This window comes from Enterobacter cloacae complex sp. 2024EL-00214 (assembly GCF_043945575.1).
GTDB lineage: Bacteria > Pseudomonadota > Gammaproteobacteria > Enterobacterales > Enterobacteriaceae > Enterobacter > Enterobacter cloacae_P.
On the sequence record NZ_JBIMRC010000023.1, the window covers coordinates 57335 to 74673 of the forward strand.

At 53.8% G+C, this 17339-nt stretch carries 14 protein-coding genes; 2 read left to right on the forward strand and 12 right to left on the reverse strand.

Annotated elements, in window-relative coordinates:
• Nucleotides 1–6 precede the first annotated feature (6 nt).
• From wzyE to trxA, 11 genes are all read right to left on the reverse strand, one after another.
• Nucleotides 7–1359, reverse strand: coding sequence for an ECA oligosaccharide polymerase (wzyE, locus tag ACHHZ6_RS20880; protein ID WP_182273309.1), 1353 nt, complete (start codon nucleotides 1357–1359; stop codon nucleotides 7–9).
• On the reverse strand, nucleotides 1356–2435 hold the full coding sequence (locus ACHHZ6_RS20885) for a TDP-N-acetylfucosamine:lipid II N-acetylfucosaminyltransferase (RefSeq protein ID WP_182273308.1): 1080 nt from the start codon (nucleotides 2433–2435) through the stop codon (nucleotides 1356–1358). Before ACHHZ6_RS20885 ends, wzyE begins: the two co-directional genes overlap by 4 nt.
• On the reverse strand, nucleotides 2432–3682 hold the full coding sequence (gene wzxE, locus ACHHZ6_RS20890) for a lipid III flippase WzxE (RefSeq protein ID WP_182273307.1): 1251 nt from the start codon (nucleotides 3680–3682) through the stop codon (nucleotides 2432–2434). Before wzxE ends, ACHHZ6_RS20885 begins: the two co-directional genes overlap by 4 nt.
• A 1-nt stretch (nucleotide 3683) precedes the next feature.
• The gene (rffA, locus tag ACHHZ6_RS20895; protein WP_182273306.1) at nucleotides 3684–4814 is read right to left on the reverse strand and encodes a dTDP-4-amino-4,6-dideoxygalactose transaminase; all 1131 of its coding nucleotides are present in this window, start codon (nucleotides 4812–4814) and stop codon (nucleotides 3684–3686) included.
• A 4-nt stretch (nucleotides 4815–4818) separates the two neighbouring features.
• Nucleotides 4819–5496 carry a dTDP-4-amino-4,6-dideoxy-D-galactose acyltransferase gene (rffC, locus tag ACHHZ6_RS20900; RefSeq protein WP_182273305.1) on the reverse strand — a complete coding sequence of 226 codons (678 nt, stop codon included), beginning with the start codon at nucleotides 5494–5496 and terminating at the stop codon, nucleotides 4819–4821.
• On the reverse strand, nucleotides 5493–6755 hold the full coding sequence (wecC, locus tag ACHHZ6_RS20905) for a UDP-N-acetyl-D-mannosamine dehydrogenase (protein WP_182919120.1): 1263 nt from the start codon (nucleotides 6753–6755) through the stop codon (nucleotides 5493–5495). The genes rffC and wecC overlap by 4 nt, the downstream gene beginning before the upstream one ends.
• Nucleotides 6752–7882: a non-hydrolyzing UDP-N-acetylglucosamine 2-epimerase gene (gene wecB / locus ACHHZ6_RS20910; protein ID WP_182273303.1), complete on the reverse strand. Its 1131-nt coding sequence runs from the start codon at nucleotides 7880–7882 to the stop codon at nucleotides 6752–6754. The genes wecC and wecB overlap by 4 nt, the downstream gene beginning before the upstream one ends.
• 56 nt (nucleotides 7883–7938) lie before the next feature.
• Nucleotides 7939–8985: an ECA polysaccharide chain length modulation protein gene (gene wzzE / locus ACHHZ6_RS20915; RefSeq protein WP_182274605.1), complete on the reverse strand. Its 1047-nt coding sequence runs from the start codon at nucleotides 8983–8985 to the stop codon at nucleotides 7939–7941.
• Between the two features lie 13 nt (nucleotides 8986–8998).
• Nucleotides 8999–10102 (reverse strand): UDP-N-acetylglucosamine--undecaprenyl-phosphate N-acetylglucosaminephosphotransferase, encoded by a 1104-nt coding sequence (wecA, locus tag ACHHZ6_RS20920; RefSeq protein WP_395122966.1) that lies wholly within the window; start codon nucleotides 10100–10102, stop codon nucleotides 8999–9001.
• A 242-nt stretch (nucleotides 10103–10344) separates the two neighbouring features.
• Nucleotides 10345–11604, reverse strand: coding sequence for a transcription termination factor Rho (gene rho / locus ACHHZ6_RS20925; RefSeq protein ID WP_001054528.1), 1260 nt, complete (start codon nucleotides 11602–11604; stop codon nucleotides 10345–10347).
• Nucleotides 11605–11945: 341 nt separating this feature from the next.
• A complete protein-coding gene (trxA, locus tag ACHHZ6_RS20930; protein WP_006179218.1) occupies nucleotides 11946–12275 on the reverse strand; it encodes a thioredoxin TrxA in 330 nt (109 codons plus the stop codon).
• A 144-nt stretch (nucleotides 12276–12419) separates the two neighbouring features.
• Between trxA and rhlB the strand changes: the two genes are divergently transcribed.
• Nucleotides 12420–13685, forward strand: coding sequence for an ATP-dependent RNA helicase RhlB (gene rhlB / locus ACHHZ6_RS20935; protein WP_182919121.1), 1266 nt, complete (start codon nucleotides 12420–12422; stop codon nucleotides 13683–13685).
• Between the two features lie 11 nt (nucleotides 13686–13696).
• A complete protein-coding gene (gene gppA / locus ACHHZ6_RS20940; protein ID WP_182919122.1) occupies nucleotides 13697–15181 on the forward strand; it encodes a guanosine-5'-triphosphate,3'-diphosphate diphosphatase in 1485 nt (494 codons plus the stop codon).
• Nucleotides 15182–15229: 48 nt separating this feature from the next.
• Here the strand turns inward: gppA and rep are convergent, their stop codons facing one another.
• Complete coding sequence (rep, locus tag ACHHZ6_RS20945; RefSeq protein ID WP_182273300.1) at nucleotides 15230–17254, reverse strand: DNA helicase Rep; 2025 nt, start codon at nucleotides 17252–17254, stop codon at nucleotides 15230–15232.
• Nucleotides 17255–17339 lie beyond the last annotated feature (85 nt).

The window sequence follows — 17339 nt, forward strand, 5'->3', positions numbered from 1 at the left end:
CCCTACTCAGACTTGCGACAGTGGCGTGCTGCCCCGGGGCTCGCGTTTATGCACAAGCCCTGCACTGTCGAACAACCAGTACAACAGTTTGGCCAGCAGCAGGCAGACGCCGAAAACGACCATAAAGAACACGACACGCGAGACAAATGAATCCAGCCCTTCACGCGCAAGGACGATCATATTGAAAATGGCACCAAAACAGAAACTGTGCAAAATCGCCGCCTTATAGCGGTTCGTCTCTTCGTTACCGCGCTGATAAAGCCAGTCAAACCACTTAATAATTAACCCTACAGCCACCGCACCAGGCAGGATAAACCACGCGCCACCCATCACCACCAGCGAGCCAATCAGCGTGGGCGAGATAGCCAGGCCGGAATGGTTATTCAGGACTTCCCAGGTAAAGTAGTTCGCTGTGTTCAGGACGATACCCGGGCGGTCGGGCCATAGCCATGTCGGGATAAAGACATAGAAATCACGCACAATCGGCGCTAAGCCCTGAAAATCAATTTTGTCGTAGTTTTGCAACAGCAGGGCCAGGTTTTCCCACGGCGAGAAGGTATCGCGCGTGAGGTACAGGAAGGTGTAAAACGCTTCATCACCGGCCACGTTGAGCCCGTAGCGCTTCAGCGCCAGCCAGAACATCCCCACAATACCAAACACCCCTGCCGCCACCAGCATCCACAGGGAGATCCACCCGCGAATAATGCCGATAAACAGGAAGATCGCGAAAGCGATAATGATGTTAGCGCGCGTCCCGCCCACTATCATGTAGGTCAGGAAGCCGAAGGCAACGGTACTGACCAGGAAAAATAGCCACGCTTTGCTGTCCTGACGCAGGAAAAAGACCACCAGCATCGCCGGAATGAAAAAATAGAAGAAACGCTTGAGCGCAACGCCGGAGACTTCAGCAGAAAAAATCTGGCTGTAGGACTGCAGCTTAAACAGCAGGAAGCCGTTATGCATGAAGAAGATACCGACACTTACCAGAGCGATGGTCATCAGCATCACCCATGTCAGGTGCGTTTCCACCCGGTTCATGGTGAACAGAGCCCGGCGTGGCGCGGTCTGTTGTACTGAACGCAGACGCGTTTTATACGTGACGTAGTACACGGCATAGAAACAGGCTGCCGACAGAAGCGCCTGAAGCAGAATCTCTGGCGGTGCAACGCTCACATCAAAGCGGAAGACCAGAATACTGGTCAGCGGAAAACCGAAAAAGAAGGTCAGAAGAAACAGTAACGAGAAGAAGACGTTAAAGTTAAAGCGCACACGGCGGAATTCAAACCAGGTGAGCGTGGCGATAAATAATGTGCTCAGTAGCCAAACCACCAACAAGCCGCTGAATTGCAACTGGCTCATGCTTTGTCTCCTGAAGCGATACGCAGCGCACGGTGCCACGGGGTGAGGTAATTTGGACTAAAGAACTCGATGGTGCTTTTGTCCACCAGCGCCAGCTGCCGCTGTGCTTCCCGTACCACATTCTCATTAAGCGCATCTGTTGTGAACAACACCGGAAGATGCTGCTCAGCCATATCCTGCCAGAACGGGTTTTTACGGTTAAGCACGCAAGGTACCCCAGCCTGAATCAGCAGGCACAGCGTACCAATCCCCTGCTGGCGGGCAAAGATGAAATAGCCCAGGTCACACTTGCGCAACAGCGCGAGGTAGTCATCAAATTCCAGCTTATCACGGAGAATATGTAAATTCGCCGCACTAAACAGCGTAAGCCCCTGCTGGCGAACCTCATCAATATACGCATCGTTATTTGCCGGATATCCCATCGGCACAACCACATTGACCGTATCGCCAAACTGCTGATGCACCGCCCGAAGCGCCTCAATATGCTCATTGCTGCGATCCCCGGAATTCCCCACCAGCACCGTTAGCTTGCCCTCACGCGGCGTATCGTTCGCCATATTATTCAGCGCCGGGTTCATACGGGTTGGAAAATAGAGTAGCTCACCGCGTACGCCAGGGTGCTGTTTCTCAAAGTAGCTAAGATCGCCACGGGTAGCAAAAACGCAACCCACGCGTCCCTGTGCCATACGGCGCAGTGGATAGAAAAGGCGGAATTTCCAGCCACGGGAGACTTCATAAAGATCGGCTCCCCAGATATGCCAGCTGCACTGAGCAGGTTTGATCCCACCGCTCAACAGCGCCAGCCACAGGCCGGTATTAAACTGGCCGTGAAAGAAGAAGCGTTGCTCCCGATCCGCTTTAGCTTTGGCGACAACCACCTTCGCCAGCGCGGCCTTATCCGGCCAGAAGGTGATGTTCAGCGCCGGGCACGCCGTACTCAAACCATTATCCTGACCTGCAACCATAAACTCGCGAGCCTCAGGCGTGCCCGATGCCAGCTCATCATTGAAGAACCGCAAAACGGTCTGGTTATGGTGTGGGATATCCGATCCCAGGATGTGAATCAGTGCAGTCATGCGCGTTTACGCCAAAGTAAAAATACACCGCAACAGGCGGCGAAATAAACGATATAGGTTGCCATATAGGCCTGAGCCGCCCCCAGCGCACCGTGCGCGGGGATCAGCCAGTGTGAGAACGCGGTCAGTAACGTAAACTGGCTAATTTCTGCCAGGATATACAACCGCAGTGACGCTTTCGCAATGACCAGATAGCCGAAAACGTAAGCGCCTACTTTCAATACATCCCCCACCAGCTGCCAGGCAAAGAGATCGCGCATCGCGGTAAACTTTGCGGAGAAAAGCAGCCAGATGGCGACATCGCGCAACAACCAGACGGTAAAACTGGCTGCCGCCACGGCGGGAAGCACAAAACGCAGGGAACGGAGAATCTCGCGAGTTATATCCGACCTGGAATTCAGGCGCGATAAGGTTGGCAGCAAATAAACGGTAAAGGAAGCCGTAATAAACTGGAGGTAGGCATCGGAAATGCTGCTGACACCCTGCCAGATCCCCACTTCGTCCCAGCTGTAATGCGCCGCCAGCAGGTTTCGCATCATCACGTAGGCCACCGGAAGCGTGACGGAGGTAATCAGCGCCATCAGGGTAAATTTCCCTAATTGCCCTGCCAGGGTCTTATCCCACTGCGGTTTGAGATAGCGCAGTGGGATAAGGCCTCTGCGCATCAGCATAATTGATGCCGGAACGACCACCAGCGCAGGCACCAGCGCCAGCCCCAGCAGCGCACCCTCATAGCCACCCAGGCGATAGCAGAAGTAGTAGGCAATAACGCCAATGATACTGCCCAGGATCAGCGCAAGCGCATTCCCGGCCGCATCACGAAAGCCTTTCATCAGCGCCAGCAACAGGTTAGCCCAGGCAATCCCCATCTGAACCAGCGCGACAAGACGTACCAGCCCCTGATAGTGCGTATGTCCAAACAGCCCCTGACTAACCGGCGCTGCCGCCAGCAAAAACACGGCGGCCAGCAGCGTTGAGAAACCCAACACCATCGCCGATGACGTGCCGACTACCCTGCGCAGTTGTGCTGCATCATCATGGTACTGGGCAACATATTTGGTTACGCCGTTGAAGATCCCCGCACCTGCCAGTACCCCAAGTACGGTAACCAGCTGGCGAAAATTACCCGCCAGGCCAACGCCTGAGGGGCCAAATGAGACGGCCAACAGCTTGACGACCAGTAACCCAGCGCCAATTTTTACAAGTGTGGACGCAGCGGTCCACACCGAAGCTTTTGCCAGAGACATATCAGCCGAAATAACTCAGAAGGGTATTGATCACCGTACGCTGGTTAACAGGCGCGAGGTTGTAGAACAGTGGCAGGCGAAGCAAACGCTCACTTTCCTTAGTGGTGTAACGGTCTTCACCCACGAACACCCCAAACGCTTCCCCGGCCGGGCTGGAGTGCAGCGGGATATAATGGAACACCGCCATGATCTCGGCCTCTTTCAGCCAGGCAATCAGATTGCTGCGATCGTCGTTATCACGCAGCTTGATGTAGAACATATGGGCATTATGGACGCAATCTGCCGGAATGGTCGGCAGCTCAATCCGGCCAGCTTTTGCCAGCGGCTCCAGCGCATCGTAGTAGGTTTGCCACAGGGTCAGACGCTGCAGGTTGATTCGCTCTGCCGCCTCCAGTTGCGCCCAGAGATAGGCCGCCTGCAGATCGGCCATCAGGTAGCTTGAGCCAATATCACGCCAGGTGTATTTATCTACCTGACCACGGAAGAACTGGCTGCGGTTAGTGCCTTTTTCGCGGATCACTTCCGCACGCTCTACCAGGGCACGGTCGTTAATCAGCGTCGCGCCACCTTCACCACCCGCGGTGTAGTTCTTGGTTTCGTGGAAGCTAAAGCAGCCAATATGACCAATCGTACCCAGCGCGCGTCCTTTGTAGGTGGACATCACCCCCTGAGCGGCATCTTCCACCACGAACAGGTTGTGCTTTTTAGCGATCGCCATAATGGTGTCCATTTCGCAGGCGACACCTGCGTAGTGAACCGGCACAATCGCACGCGTTTTTTCCGTGATCGCCGCTTCAATCAGCGTTTCATCAATATTCATGGTATCCGGGCGAATATCCACAAAGACGATTTTCGCCCCACGCAGAACAAACGCGTTCGCCGTGGAGACGAAGGTGTAGCTCGGCATGATCACTTCATCGCCAGGCTGGATATCCAGCAACAGCGCCGCCATTTCCAGCGAGGCGGTACAGGACGGGGTCAACAGCACTTTGGCGCTGCGAAAACGCTGTTCCATCCACTGCTGGCAGCGACGAGTGTACCCGCCGTCACCGCAGAGCTTGCCGCTGCCCATAGCAGATTGCATGTAATCGAGTTCGGTTCCCACGACGGGTGGTGCGTTAAATGGAATCATCTTGTCACCTGTATAACCAGTACGCAGTGGCATCGATGTTGGCACCACTCGCAATATAACGTTTAAGCGCGGCGGTGTTGCCCAGTTGGGTCGCCACCCTCAGAGTTGAAAGCTGTTGCTGCTGCGTCCAGTAGAGCGCCGCCTGCATGAGTTTCTCGCCCATACCGCGCCCGGCTAATAAGCCGATACGCGCCTCGTGCTCATTGAGCTTACGAAGCGAGACAAAACCCTGAATATGTTCATCTGCGGCGCGGAAAACCAGACAGACGTGGTCGAACGTCCCTTTTACCGCGTTTTCTGCCCACTGGGCATAGAAACGTCCGCTATCTTCAGGCGCGTACCAGGGCGCACGAAAGCGGCTCTGAGCAAATGCCTGCGCTGCCATCTGACGCAGCACCGGTATATCCTGCTCCGTTGCCATTTCCGCGCCGGGCGAATCGTGGTGGGTCACCGTAATGGAAAGATCAACCTCACCTTCGACCAGGCAAAAACCATGCTCCTGAAGCACATCCAGCAAATCGGCACGCCCTGCCGGGATTTTGGCCTGCACGCGTGGCCAGGCAGCAAAGTCGGTTTCTGTCAGGGCATGGGCATCGTCGCGCAGACGCACGATTGCCGAAGGAAGACCAAAGAAGGTACTTTCCCACGGGAGGGATTCAAGCACCCCTTTCAGTTCACTCAACGCCACACGCCTTTGGTATCAACAACATATTGTTGATGTACAGCATCACCAGGGATTGCTTTAAACGCTTTATGATCCACCAGCAGTACCAGCACATCCGCTGTAGCCAGCGCATCATTCAGCGCAGTAAGCGTGCAATGCCCCATCAGTTTTGTTGGCAGTTCGTGGATGTTAGGCTCTACAACCAGCGTTTCACCGCTGTGCCAGTCAGCAATCATTCCGGCAATTTCCATCGCCGGGCTTTCGCGCAGATCGTCAATGTTCGGTTTGAATGCCAGGCCAAAGCAGGCAACTTTCAGCTCGCTGGCGCGCTTACCGCTGTCCGCCAGACAATCCGCGACCGTGGCTTTCACCTGGTTAAGAACCCAGTGTGGTTTGCTGTCGTTCACTTCACGCGCGGTACGGATCAGACGCGCCTGATCCGGGTTTTGCGCCACGATAAACCACGGGTCAACGGCGATACAGTGACCACCCACACCCGGGCCTGGCTGGAGAATGTTGACGCGCGGATGGCGATTCGCAAGGCTAATCAGTTCCCAGACGTTAATCCCCTGATCGGCGCAAATCAGCGACAGTTCGTTCGCAAAAGCGATATTAACGTCACGGAAGCTGTTTTCCGTCAGCTTGCACATTTCGGCAGTGCGGGAGTTGGTCACCACACATTCACCTTCGAGGAAAATCTTGTACAGCGCGCTGGCACGCGCGGAACAGACGGGAGTCATACCACCAATCACGCGATCGTTTTTAATCAGTTCAACCATCACCTGGCCCGGCAACACGCGCTCCGGGCAGTAAGCGATATTGATATCCGCCTGTTCACCTGCCTGCTGCGGGAAACTTAAATCAGGGCGGGCTTCTGCAAGCCACTGCGCCATCTGTTCCGTTGCCCCAACCGGGGAGGTCGACTCCAGGATCACCAGCGCCCCTTTCTTCAGAACGGGCGCAATGGATTTCGCCGCCGCCTCGACGTAGCGCATATCGGGTTCATGATCGCCTTTAAACGGCGTTGGAACAGCAATCAGATACGCATCGGCTGTCACTGGCGTCGTGCTGGCGCTCAGGAATCCCCCCTCAACGGCCGCTTTCACCACACGGTCGAGATCGGGCTCCACAATATGAATTTCGCCACGATTGATGGTTTCCACCGCACGCGCGTTGATATCCACACCCACAACCTGCTGTTGACGAGAGGCAAAGGCTGCCGCAGTCGGCAACCCAATGTAGCCAAGACCAATGACAGAGATGGTAGTAAAACTCATAGCGATACCCGATTGTGTTTAAGTGCGTGCAAAATGCGGCCACAAGCCTGCCCATCACCATACGGGTTATGGGCCCGGCTCATCGCCTGATACTCTTCATCGTCGTGCAGCAGTCGCGTGACCTCTTCGACGATACGCTGCGTGTCCGTTCCCACCAGACGTACCGTGCCCGCTTTTACTGCTTCCGGGCGTTCGGTGGTTTCACGCATGACCAGCACCGGCTTGCCGAGGGAAGGAGCCTCTTCCTGAATCCCGCCGGAATCGGTAAGGATCAGCCAGGCATGGTTCATCAGCCAGACAAACGGCATATAGTCCTGCGGCTCAATCAGTAAGACGTTGTCGACATGACCCAGAATGCGATTTACCGGCTCGCTGACGTTAGGGTTGAGGTGCACCGGATAGACAATCTGCACGTCTTCGTTTTGCGCGGCAATTTCAGCCAGCGCGTGGCAGATTTGCTCAAAACCGCGACCAAAACTTTCGCGACGGTGGCCGGTGACCAGAATGGTCTTTTTACCGTTATTCAAAAACGGATAGCGTGCCGTGAGTTCAGACTGGAGTTCACGGTTTGCCAGCACGCGGTCACGTACCCAAATCAGCGCATCAATGACCGTATTTCCGGTTACAAAGATTTTGTTGTCGACGATATTTTCTCGCAGCAGATTCTGGCGCGAGTTTTCCGTTGGTGCGAAATGGTACATCGCCAGATGTCCGGTGAGCGTTCGGTTAGCTTCTTCCGGCCACGGCGAATAAAGATTGCCGGTACGCAGACCTGCCTCAACATGGCCGACAGGAATACGTTGATAAAACGCGGCCAGGCTTGTCGCCACTGTCGTGGTGGTGTCACCATGAACCAGTACTACATCAGGCTTAAAGGATTCCAGAATGGGCTTGAGTTCTTGCAAAATACGGCAGGTGATCTCCGTCAGCCCTTGTCCCGGTTTCATAATATTGAGATCGTAATCAGGAACGATAGAAAAGAGCGTTAAGACCTGATCGAGCATCTCCCGATGCTGGGCAGTGACGCACACTCTCGCGTCAAAATCAGGATCCCTGGCCAGCGCATGCACCAGAGGAGCCATCTTAATGGCCTCCGGCCTGGTGCCAAATACGGTAAGTACTTTCACATCGATTCTCTTCGATTAGACGATGAAGGCAGTAACCTTCATCGTAGACGCCGTTCTTATTTCGTGCGACGGCGAGTTAATGCCACGCCTGCTCCAGTCAGTGCGCCCACAATCCCCCACATAATCATCAGGAATGCGCGACGCGGACTATCGCGTTTTACAGGTTCTTCAGGCGTTCTTAAATAACGATACGTCTGAAAACGTGGATCCTGTGCTGGCCCTACATTCAGGGTATTGAGCATCGCAAGGTTTTGGTCATAGTCGAGGTCAAAATCTGGACCGACTGCCTGAAGATTTTCCAGACGCGCCTGCAGCATTGGACGACCAAGGAGGAACATTTCGGAATCTGGCAGTTCATCAGCCGGAACATTAGTTTCGCTGCGAGAAATATTGCGTTGTTCCGCTATTTTCAGAGCCTGCTCAATATTGTGGACGCGACGAGTAAAAATCGCTCTCGCCACTTCTTCCTGTCGCTTCACCTGAGCCTTCATCTGGATAGTGCGCGCAGACCAGGCACCTCTCAGCTCATCATTGAGATGGCTCGCCGCACGCTGGCTGGCAAACGCAACGTACTGACGCAGCAGGTTATTAGCATCTGGCGCGGTTTCCGCAACCAGCTTCACGCTATCGTTGATGTTGCGTGCTGCATCACCCGGCATAAACTGGATATTGTTGATCAGGTCATCCAGCAGAGCAGCATCGACTTTGCTGTTTCCGACCATGCGTTGCTTGTAATAATCCGTCTGAGACCAGAAATCACGACGCGTATCCCATGAAGCCAGCTGCATCAGAAACTCTTTATAAGTCTCATCCATCACTGACGCCTGATCGGGCGCGGCAAGATTGGCTTTAATATCCAGATTACGCAGGAATTGCTGCTGGGAATAGTACCCACCCAGCATGTTAACCGTTGGCCGGTCGGTGATCGCCGTGGTGCTCCACTCTTGTTTTGCAAAGAAGGTATAGACCAGTGCTAACAGGGCGAATCCCAGCGCAATCCCCGCAATCCACAGCTTGCCTCCCCATAACACGCGAAACAAACCACGAATATCCAGCTCATTTTCAGTTACCACTGATTTCGCTCCCGCCAACGGTTGAGTCATCATAATCCCGGCTTTACTTAGTTAATGTTGTGTTTTTGCCACTGTTACGACGCATCCTGCGTTTTACACGTTTAATGAATCGCGCAACTTTCCATGCGCGCTTAATGCAGTAACCGTACAGGAAGAATGCTAGCAAGAATAATACCAACATTGCCCATTCAGGAATGAAATGAGCATATTCTGCGGCAACACCAACCCCGGCCAGAATAGCCGCTGCCAGGGTAATCAGGACGAATGCCTGACGAGAAGTAAAACCGGCACGCATAATCAGATGATGGATATGCTGACGATCCGGAGAGAAAGGACTCATGCCTTTACGCAGACGGCGATACATAATCGCCACCATGTCCATCAGCGGAATAGCAATAATCCACAGTGCGGTAACCGGGCTGATTGGGTGAGTTTTACCCTGCGTGGTTTCCAGCAAAATCCAGATAACGGTAAAACCGATCAATGTACTGCCTGCGTCACCCATAAAGACTTTGTAGCGACGACCCAGGGCACCGAGGTTCAACAGGATATAAGGCAGGATGGCGGCAATCATGGCAAAGCACCACATTGACAGGCTGTACTGTCCATCAAACCACAGAATGATACCGATAGCGGCGAACGAGACGGACGATAACCCACCGAGCAGGCCGTCAATACCATCAACCATGTTGAAGGCATTAATCGCCGCCCAGACGGCAAACAGTGTCAGGAAGAAACCGAATGGACCAAGCACTAACTCCCAGGGACCGAAAACATAGCCGAGACTTCTCAGGTAAAGGCCGCCGACTACCATCATAATGACGCCAATGGCCGCCTGTACGGTAGCACGGAACTTCACACTGATATCAAACCGGTCATCAAGTGCCCCGACTAACACCAGCACACCCGCACATGCCAGGTAGAGTGCAGCGTGCGGGATGTAGTAATCCGCAATACCGAATGTGAAACAGATACCAGCGTAAACGGAGATGCCCCCCACAAGTGGGATCAACCCCTGATGACGTTTACGAAAATTGGGTTTATCCACCAACCCGACTCTTTTGGCCACCTTGCGTGCGATGAACAAAAAACAGGTTGTGAATAAGAAAATACTAATTAACTCAGTAACTGCAGTGAGTAGATTCACAATGGATTGCTCTCAACAAATGTTAGTCCCGGAAGTATAACTATGAAGCCCCTGCCCCAGAAAGAATAAAGCGGGCTTCCTACAACTCCCTTTGTATATTTTTCAATCGATTATTTCTTTGACTATACAAACCGTCTTATTGTCGCACCGTTCAGTCAAAATTGGGAGTCTGTGGTAACAGCGTATAAGCCATAAAAGAAAAACGCCACGTAAAAACGTGGCGTTTGCTGGATTCATTTCCGTTACGAGCGCTTCATCATATCGAAGAAGTCGTCGTTAGTTTTGGTCATCGCCAGCTTATTAATGAGGAATTCCATCGCGTCAATTTCACCCATTGGATGGATGATTTTGCGCAGGATCCACATTTTCTGCAGCTCTTCCTGCGTAGTGAGCAACTCTTCTTTACGCGTACCGGAACGGTTGTAGTCGATAGCCGGGAAGACACGTTTTTCAGCGATCTTACGGGAGAGGTGCAGTTCCATGTTACCTGTACCTTTAAACTCTTCGTAGATAACCTCATCCATCTTAGAACCGGTGTCGATAAGCGCGGTTGCAATGATGGTCAGGCTGCCGCCCTCTTCCACGTTACGTGCCGCACCGAAGAAGCGTTTAGGACGGTGCAGGGCGTTGGCATCCACACCACCGGTTAACACTTTGCCGGAAGCCGGTACCACGGTGTTGTACGCACGTGCCAGACGGGTGATGGAGTCGAGCAGAATGATAACGTCTTTCTTGTGTTCAACCAGACGTTTGGCCTTCTCGATAACCATTTCAGCAACCTGAACGTGGCGAGATGCTGGTTCGTCGAAGGTAGAAGCAACAACTTCACCTTTCACCAGACGCTGCATCTCGGTCACTTCTTCCGGACGTTCGTCAATCAGCAGCACCATCAGCACACAGTCAGGGTGGTTGTAGGCGATGCTCTGCGCGATGTTCTGCAGCAGCATGGTTTTACCCGCTTTTGGCGGAGCCACAATCAGACCACGTTGACCACGACCAATTGGAGAAGCCAGATCCAGAACACGCGCGGTTAAGTCTTCGGTTGAACCGTTACCACGCTCCATGCGCAGGCGAGAGTTCGCGTGCAGCGGCGTTAAGTTCTCAAACAGGATCTTATTGCGCGAGTTTTCTGGTTTGTCGTAGTTAACTTCGTTAACTTTCAACAGCGCAAAGTAGCGTTCACCCTCTTTAGGAGGACGAATCTTACCTGAAATGGTGTCACCAGTGCGGAGGTTGAAACGGCGGATTTGGCTAGGGGATACGTAGATGTCGTCAGGGCCGGCGAGGTAGGAGCTGTCTGCAGAGCGGAGGAAACCAAATCCGTCTTGCAATATCTCCAGCACACCGTCGCCAAAGATATCTTCGCCACTCTTAGCGTGCTGCTTCAGGATGGCGAAAATGATGTCCTGCTTGCGCATACGAGCCTGGTTTTCCAGCCCCATATTTTCGCCGAGAGTGATCAGCTCAGAAACCGGCGTATTCTTTAATTCGGTAAGATTCATAATGGTGTGGGTTCTTAAACTCGGGGTGATTCTCGAACTTAATGTTGTGAATGGTATGGCAGGGTCATCCATGCCTGTTTAGCGGCCATCAACTCATGTCTGTTCGCTGTCTGGTCACAGGGAAAGAACGCAGAACTGAAACGGCAAGACGGATTGAGTGACAAGCCCGGAATTTAGCAACTTCACGCACTGTTTATGGCAACAACGGGAAGTATCGGGTAAAACAAGATTCAAACAACAAGATATGTTTAAAACGAAGTCATAGCTAACTTAGCACGACTAAAGCCGGGCGTCCAGAGATCCACACAATTTAGGCGCTCTGGACGCTCAGCCGAGAAACCTTACGCCAGGTTGGCGTCCAGGAACTCTTTCAGCTGACCTTTGGACAGTGCGCCCACTTTGGTCGCCGCCACTTCACCGTTTTTGAACAGCAGCAGGGTCGGAATGCCACGGATGCCGTATTTCGGCGCGGTACCCGGGTTCTGGTCGATGTTCAGCTTGGCAACGGTCAGTTTGCCCTGATATTCGTCAGCGATCTCATCCAGAATCGGGGCGATCATTTTGCAAGGACCACACCATTCAGCCCAGAAATCGACGAGGATCAGCCCGTCAGCCTTAAGTACGTCCGTGTCAAAACTGTCGTCAGTCAGGTGAATAATTTTATCGCTCATATATAACTCCACAGGAATAAGCCTGGTACGTTGGTTTTGTCTCCACCAACGACGTGTTGATGTCGCATTAACCAACTAAAGGTTGACTTTATTTCACCGGATACGCTTTCGTAAAGCAATAGTAAGCTGATATTCTACCACACTATGAGCAAAACACATTTAACAGAACAGAAGTTTTCCGACTTCGCCCTGCACCCAAAAGTGATTGAAGCCCTTGAAAATAAAGGGTTTCATAACTGCACGCCCATTCAGGCCCTCGCCCTGCCGCTGACGCTGGCTGGTCGCGATGTTGCAGGGCAGGCGCAAACCGGTACTGGCAAAACGATGGCGTTTTTAACGTCAACGTTTCATTATTTACTTTCTCATCCAGCGATTGCAGACCGCAAAGTTAACCAGCCGCGCGCGCTAATTATGGCCCCGACGCGAGAACTGGCGGTACAGATCCACGCAGACGCGGAACCCCTGGCGCAGGCTACTGGCCTGAAGCTGGGCCTGGCCTATGGCGGCGACGGCTACGATAAACAGCTGAAAGTGCTGGAAAGCGGCGTAGATATCCTGATCGGTACCACTGGCCGTCTTATCGACTACGCAAAACAGAATCACATTAACCTCGGTGCCATTCAGGTTGTCGTGCTGGATGAAGCTGACCGTATGTACGATCTGGGCTTCATTAAAGACATCCGCTGGCTGTTCCGCCGCATGCCTCCGGCGAACCAACGCCTGAACATGCTGTTCTCCGCAACCCTTTCTTATCGCGTCCGCGAGCTGGCGTTCGAGCAGATGAACAACGCCGAATATGTGGAAGTGGAACCGGAACAGAAAACAGGGCACCGCATTAAAGAAGAACTCTTCTACCCTTCTAATGAAGAGAAAATGCGTCTGCTGCAAACCCTGATCGAAGAAGAGTGGCCAGATCGCGCCATCATCTTCGCGAATACCAAACACCGCTGTGAAGATATCTGGGGCCATCTGGCTGCCGACGGTCACCGTGTTGGTCTGCTGACTGGCGACGTTGCGCAGAAAAAACGCCTGCGTATTCTCGACGAATTCACCCGTGGTGACCTGGATATTCTGGTCGCAACCGACGTTGCGGCTCGCGGCCTGCATATTCCTGCCGTCACGCACGTCTTCAACTATGACCTGCCGGATGACTGCGAAGACTACGTACACCGTATCGGTCGTACCGGTCGTGCTGGTGCAAGCGGTCACTCTATTAGCCTTGCGTGTGAAGAGTATGCGCTGAATCTTCCAGCGATTGAGACCTACATCGGTCACTCTATTCCGCAGAGCAAATACAATCCGGAAGCACTGTTAAGCGAACTGCCGCCGCCTAAGCGCCTAACCCGCGCCCGCTCCGGCAACGGCCCGCGTCGTTCCGGCGCGCCGCGTAATCGTCGTCGTTCAGGTTAAGAAAGGTCACTATGCTCTCCAGCTCCTCGCTCTACGCGGCCATTGATCTCGGTTCCAATAGTTTTCATATGCTGGTTGTTCGCGAGGTGGCGGGAAGTATACAAACGCTGACGCGCATTAAGCGCAAGGTCCGCCTCGCAGCGGGCCTGAGCAGCAGCAATCACCTCTCTCCTGAAGCGATGGAACGTGGCTGGCAGTGCCTGCGCCTCTTTGCCGAACGTTTGCAGGATATCCCGCATAATCAGATTCGCGTTGTCGCCACCGCGACACTCCGCCTGGCGGTGAACGCCGGAGAATTTATTGCCAAAGCGCAGGACATTCTCGGTTGCCCGGTTCAGGTCATCAGCGGTGAAGAAGAAGCCCGCCTGATTTATCAGGGCGTTGCCCACACCACCGGGGGTGACGATCGTCGTCTGGTGGTGGATATCGGCGGAGCCAGTACCGAACTGGTGACCGGCACGGGTGCACAGGCGACATCGTTATTCAGCCTGTCGATGGGCTGCGTGACCTGGCTTGAGCGCTACTTTACCGATCGTAATCTCGCGAAAGAGAACTTCGACGAGGCGGAAAATGCCGCGCGTGAGGTGTTGCGCCCGGTGATGGATGAGTTGCGCTACCACGGCTGGAAAGTCTGCGTGGGTGCTTCGGGTACCGTGCAGGCATTGCAGGAAATCATGATGGCGCAGGGGATGGACGAGCGGATCACGCTCGCCAAACTCCAGCAGCTAAAACAGCGTGCCATCCAGTGTGGTCGTCTGGAAGAGCTGGAAATTGAAGGTCTGACACTCGAACGTGCGCTGGTTTTCCCAAGCGGGCTTGCCATTCTGATCGCCATTTTCACCGAGCTGAACATTCAGTGTATGACTCTGGCTGGCGGCGCACTGCGCGAAGGTCTGGTCTACGGGATGCTTCACTTGTCGGTTGATCAGGACATCCGCAGCCGTACCTTGCGCAACGTTCAGCGCCGCTTTATCGTTGATACCGATCAGGCGCAGCGAGTCGGGCAACTGGCGTCGTTGTTCGCCGATCAGGTTAGCAAAAGCTGGGATATTGAACCTTTAAGCCGCGATCTGCTGCTAAGTGCGTGTGCGCTGCATGAAATTGGTCTGAGCGTTGAGTACAAGCAAGCACCGTTGCATGCAGCCTGGCTGGTACGTAATCTCGATTTACCGGGCTACACCCCCGCACAGAAAAAGTTGCTGGCTACCCTGCTGCTAAACCAGACCAACACCGTTGACCTCTCCTCTTTGCATCAGCAAAACGCCGTACCGCCGCGCGTTGCCGAGCATCTGTGCCGGCTGCTGCGACTGGCCATCCTGTTTGCCAGCCGTCGCCGCGATGATTTACTGCCTGCAATTAACCTGGTGGCGGAAAATGAGAAACTTTCACTGACGCTTCCAGAAAAATGGCTTGAGAATCACCCGCTTGGTGCAGAACTTGTCGAGCAGGAGTGCCAGTGGCAAAGCTATGTGCACTGGGTGCTGGACGTTAAGTAATACAGCGAAACATGCCGGGTGGTGCTGCGCTTACCCGGCCTTCAAAAGTTATCCCTTCTCTTTGGCTTTTGCCAGCATGGCACGAATGTTTGCCACGTTAGCCTGACCTTTATGCATCCGTTCTTCGGCCGTAATCACTTTGCGCTCCTGTTCCCATGTCAGATCGTCCTGCGGTAACTCCAGCAGGAAGCGACTCGGTTCCGGGCGTACCAGCTCGCCATACTGTCGACGTTCTTTACACAGCGTAAAGACAAGCTCTTTACGGGCGCGGGTGATCCCCACGTAGGCGAGGCGGCGCTCTTCATCGACATTATCTTCATCGATGCTGCTCTGATGCGGCAGCAACCCCTCTTCCATGCCCACCAGATAGACATACGGGAACTCCAGCCCTTTCGACGCATGCAGCGTCATCAGTTGCACCTGATCGGCCTCTTCTTCGCTCTCACCGCGCTCCATCATATCGCGCAGCGTAAAACGGGTGACTACCTGGGTCAGGGTCATCGGCTCGTCTATCTCAGAGCCTTCCAGCATTTCGGTCATCCAGCTAAACAGCTGGTTAACGTTTTTCATCCGCATCTCTGCCGCTTTCGGGCTGGCAGAGGTTTCGTATAACCAGGATTCGTAATCAATACCGTGGATCAAATCACGCACCGCCGCCACAGGCTCGCGTTCCGCCAGGCGCTGTACCTCGCCAAGCCAGTGGGTGAAGCGGGTTAAGTTGTCATAGCCGCGCCCGGTCAGCGTCTGGCTCAGCCCCATATCAAAGCTGGCGGTGAACAAGCTTTTGTTGCGGGTCATCGCCCATTCACCCAGTTTTTGCAGCGTCGCGGGGCCAATCTCACGTTTCGGCGTATTCACGATGCGCAGAAATGCGCTGTCATCATCCGGGTTGGTGAGGACGCGCAGATACGCCAGCAGGTCTTTGATTTCAGGACGCGAGAAGAACGACGTGCCGCCCGAAATTTTGTACGGGATGCGGTTCTGCATCAGCATCTTTTCAAAGACGCGTGACTGGTGGTTACCGCGATAGAGGATCGCGTAATCCTTGTATTCAGTTTTGTTGACGAAGTGGTGAGCAATGAGTTCACCCGTGACGCGTTCCGCCTCGTGTTCTTCATTGTTGGCGCTGAGCACTTTCAGTTCGGCACCGTAGCCAAGTTCAGAGAACAGACGCTTTTCAAACACGTGCGGGTTATTGGCGATCAGGATATTCGCTGCCTTCAGGATGCGTCCGGACGAGCGGTAGTTTTGCTCGAGCTTGATAACCTGGAGTGCCGGGAAATCTTTGCTTAACAACACCAGGTTTTGTGGACGTGCACCGCGCCAGGAGTAGATCGACTGATCGTCATCACCGACCACGGTAAAGCGGGCGCGCTGCCCGACCAGCAACTTCACCAGTTCATACTGGCTGGTGTTGGTGTCCTGGTATTCATCCACCAGCAGATAGCGGATCTTGTTCTGCCAGCGCTCGCGCACTTCTTCATTACGCTGCAGCAGCAGCGTGGGCAGCAGGATCAGATCGTCGAAATCCAGCACGTTGCACGCTTTCATATGCGCATCGTACAGGCCATAGCAATGAGCAAAGATCCGATCCCGTTCACCTTTGGCGCTCGCCGCCGCCTGGGCAGGCGTCATCAGATCGTTTTTCCAGTTGGAGATCGTCGAGATCAATTGTTGCAGCAAGACTTTGTCGTCTTCAATCAACCCTTCGGTGAGCTCTTTAAGCAACGCGACCTGGTCGGTGTCATCAAAGAGCGAAAAGTTGGACTTCATCCCCAACGCCGCATACTCGCGTTTGATGATATCCAGTCCCAGCGTGTGGAACGTGGAGATCATCAGCCCGCGCGCCTCTTTGCGTCCCAGCGTCTGACCGACGCGCTCTTTCATCTCGCGCGCCGCTTTATTGGTAAAGGTGACCGCCGCGATATGGCGTGCCTGATACCCGCAGCCACGGATCAAGTGGGCGATTTTGTTGGTGATCACGCGGGTTTTACCGGAACCTGCCCCTGCCAGCACCAGGCATGGTCCAGTAACGAATTCGACCGCTTGTTGTTGTCCAGGGTTTAAACGCATGGGAATATTGCTCAATCTTCGAACGGGGGATGGATTGTAGCAGAAAGCCGGGCGCAGATTTACCGGCTAATGATAAAGTGAAGAA

Bases quoted from the DNA above. Each gene is read 5' to 3' on its own strand.
- wzyE (WP_182273309.1), bottom strand. From the start codon at position 1,359: ATGAGCCAGTTGCAATTCAGCGGCTTGTTGGTGGTTTGGCTACTGAGC.
- ACHHZ6_RS20885 (WP_182273308.1), bottom strand. From the start codon at position 2,435: ATGACTGCACTGATTCACATCCTGGGATCGGATATCCCACACCATAAC.
- wzxE (WP_182273307.1), bottom strand. From the start codon at position 3,682: ATGTCTCTGGCAAAAGCTTCGGTGTGGACCGCTGCGTCCACACTTGTA.
- rffA (WP_182273306.1), bottom strand. From the start codon at position 4,814: ATGATTCCATTTAACGCACCACCCGTCGTGGGAACCGAACTCGATTAC.
- wecC (WP_182919120.1), bottom strand. From the start codon at position 6,755: ATGAGTTTTACTACCATCTCTGTCATTGGTCTTGGCTACATTGGGTTG.
- wzzE (WP_182274605.1), bottom strand. From the start codon at position 8,985: ATGACTCAACCGTTGGCGGGAGCGAAATCAGTGGTAACTGAAAATGAG.
- rho (WP_001054528.1), bottom strand. From the start codon at position 11,604: ATGAATCTTACCGAATTAAAGAATACGCCGGTTTCTGAGCTGATCACT.
- trxA (WP_006179218.1), bottom strand. From the start codon at position 12,275: ATGAGCGATAAAATTATTCACCTGACTGACGACAGTTTTGACACGGAC.
- rhlB (WP_182919121.1), top strand. From the start codon at position 12,420: ATGAGCAAAACACATTTAACAGAACAGAAGTTTTCCGACTTCGCCCTG.
- gppA (WP_182919122.1), top strand. From the start codon at position 13,697: ATGCTCTCCAGCTCCTCGCTCTACGCGGCCATTGATCTCGGTTCCAAT.
- rep (WP_182273300.1), bottom strand. From the start codon at position 17,254: ATGCGTTTAAACCCTGGACAACAACAAGCGGTCGAATTCGTTACTGGA.